This window comes from Alkalihalobacillus deserti, assembly GCF_020734105.1.
GTDB lineage: Bacteria > Bacillota > Bacilli > Bacillales > Bacillaceae_D > Halalkalibacter > Halalkalibacter deserti.
In genome coordinates, this window is record NZ_JAJAFR010000057.1 from 1 (window position 1) to 2,458 (window position 2,458).

Annotated in this window: 2 protein-coding genes; both read left to right on the forward strand. The window is 36.6% G+C overall.

All coding sequences use genetic code 11. The features are described 5' to 3' along the window. The first annotated feature begins 413 nt into the window (after nt 1-413). On the forward strand, nt 414-791 hold the full coding sequence (locus LDX58_RS25505; protein ID WP_227940467.1) for a hypothetical protein: 378 nt from the start codon (nt 414-416) through the stop codon (nt 789-791). A 232-nt stretch (nt 792-1,023) separates the two neighbouring features. Further along, nucleotides 1,024-1,794, forward strand: coding sequence for a hypothetical protein (locus LDX58_RS25510; RefSeq protein ID WP_227940468.1), 771 nt, complete (start codon nt 1,024-1,026; stop codon nt 1,792-1,794). Nucleotides 1,795-2,458: the final 664 nt, after the last annotated feature.

Sequence of the window (2,458 nt, forward strand, 5' to 3'; positions counted from 1 at the left end):
AAAAAGATCCAAGAAACATGTAACAGAAAATAAAATAAGCCGTATATTCGATTAAAAAAGTCGTGATATACGGCTATTTGTCATGCGTACCGGTAAGGTGCGCTTATTTTTTATAATTCGGGCTTACGTTGAATATAACAATACTCAAAGGGATGCAAGTTTAATAATAAATAACGAGAGAACCTATTGGTATCTTGTTTCTGAACAAGATGACGGCAATGAAAGAGTAGTCATGGTTTCTGCTTATTCTACTGATGGGGAATTGCTTTATCAGAGAGGGAAATAAATTATTATGCTAACGGGTAGCGTTTCTGAAATATCAACAGGAATGCTTTTTTCTTTAGGGAAACTGTCATATGATTGACATGTTTTAAAACTAAGGACATTTATTATAAAAGGAGGTGCATTTCGTTATGTATCGTAATTTTATAATGTGTTTGATTTTGTTAGGACTTGCTCTGAGTGGCTGTCAATCTGGTCCATATCTTTTTGTTGGTGAAAGTGAAAATTGGAATGTGGAACTTCGTTCTGGTGAGAATGAATACGACTTTGTTGAGATTGTTTTAAAGTATAAAAGCTCCAATCTATTCCCAAACGACATAATTAGTTATGTTATTGAAGGTGAGAATATGAATATTGATATGGAAGAAGATGGTCTAAACGAAGACGGCACACTGAGAGTTGGTATATTTGATGTTACACCTGAGTTCCGATTAAATAAAGCGGAAAGATTAGCTTCTGCTGTCCATTGGGAGAATAAAACAGAAGAAATAATTTTAATCAAGCAATGATTTTCTTAAAACCATGTAACATGTATTAATAGGAGTCCTTATTAAAGTAAAGGGTGCGATTGTTCAATTAGGTCAGTCGCTTTTTCACTAAAGAAGATTAGTTTAATAACGGAGGCTGTCAAATAGACAGCTTTTCTAATCACTGACTGGTTATAGTATGTCATTTTGGAATTTAGTTTTAAGCTATGGGGAAAATACCTACAATACTACTTCCAAAGGTGGCGTAAAAATCGTGAAAAAGTTAGTCATAATATACATGGTGATTGTTGGACTATTTTCCTCGATACAATTAGCAAAAGCAAGTATTCCACCTGATTTAAACACAGAAGATGTTTTATCTATTCAAGTAAACCGTAAATATGGCGGTTCCCGTTTGTTTAAGGAAAGTGATGGATATGAAGAAGCAATTATCCGTAAGGTTATTAAATGGATAAACACATCCAAACTTTCCGAAGGACCAACTGAGATAGAGTTATATAAAACCCCCATCTTTAAATTGGAAATTAGAATGAAAAACGGGGATATTGTAGCTATCGAACCTGTATATAATTGTATTTCTGAGAAACAAAAAAAGAAATGCACAATAGCAGATGGTGAGGTTATATATACGAAAAATAAAATGAAAGTCCGAATGAAATCATTAGAACTATTTGATTGGCTTTTAGTTGGGTGGAGGCTTGAAAGTGTAGGAGCTCCAAAAGAAGAGTTGCTTGAAGAAACCTTATATACAAGATATTTTTACTATCTCGACAAAGCTTACTCAGACTTTATCATGTGTCCCAAAATAGATAAAATTGAAAGAATAAATGGCGATACAAGAAGACATATCGTCCAAGCAAGTGCGTTAAATTATGGTGTACATCATGATGACGTTCCCTACGATAGAATTCATATTATCTTGACTGATACGCCAGAAAATGGTCTTGAAATAAATAAAGTTACAATCGAAAAAGGTATTTCTGGAAAAGAAAGCCGTATACAATGTAGACGGGAGATATATTAATCCTTGGTGAGCTAACGGGTGCGCGCGACAAGTTCTGTTATAAGCGCTATTCAGCGTGAATGACAGGAAGTTTATTAGATTTAAGCTTCAACTTTACAACGGAGGATAGGAATGATGAAACCATGTTTTCAGAAACTATCCCATCAATACTCCTGCATGCGTCTTGACTGACAGGTCATGGGGTGTGAAGCACAGGTAGATTCGGCAGAAAGAAGGCTAGAGCCACTTCAATGGAGAAGGTATGCCAACCGATATGCCGCATGGCTGAAAAACTAGATAGGGTGAGAATGTTCCGCAGAAAGGAACTGACGAACTTCCGAATGTACGGGTCTAAAGTTAGAACATAGGGAAAACCTATGTGCCATCCAACGATGGGGTGAGTGGTGTTTAGTAAAAATGCACCCTCTGAAAGACACTATACCGAACAATGGCGGTATCACGCTCACAGGCTTACAGAAAGCACCTACGTCTAGAAAGGATAGCTACGTTGTAAGGTACTTGGGAAGCAAGGAACGTTGAAACAAGGACTGTCATCCGAAACGTTTGTTATAAGGCACGAGCTGAAAAGCATTCATCCTTGTGAGGGTAGGGGTATGACCGTAGAATCTTCTGTAATGGGAGTGGAGGAACAGCCCCAAGTCTAGTGAAATGGAATGATTATTTT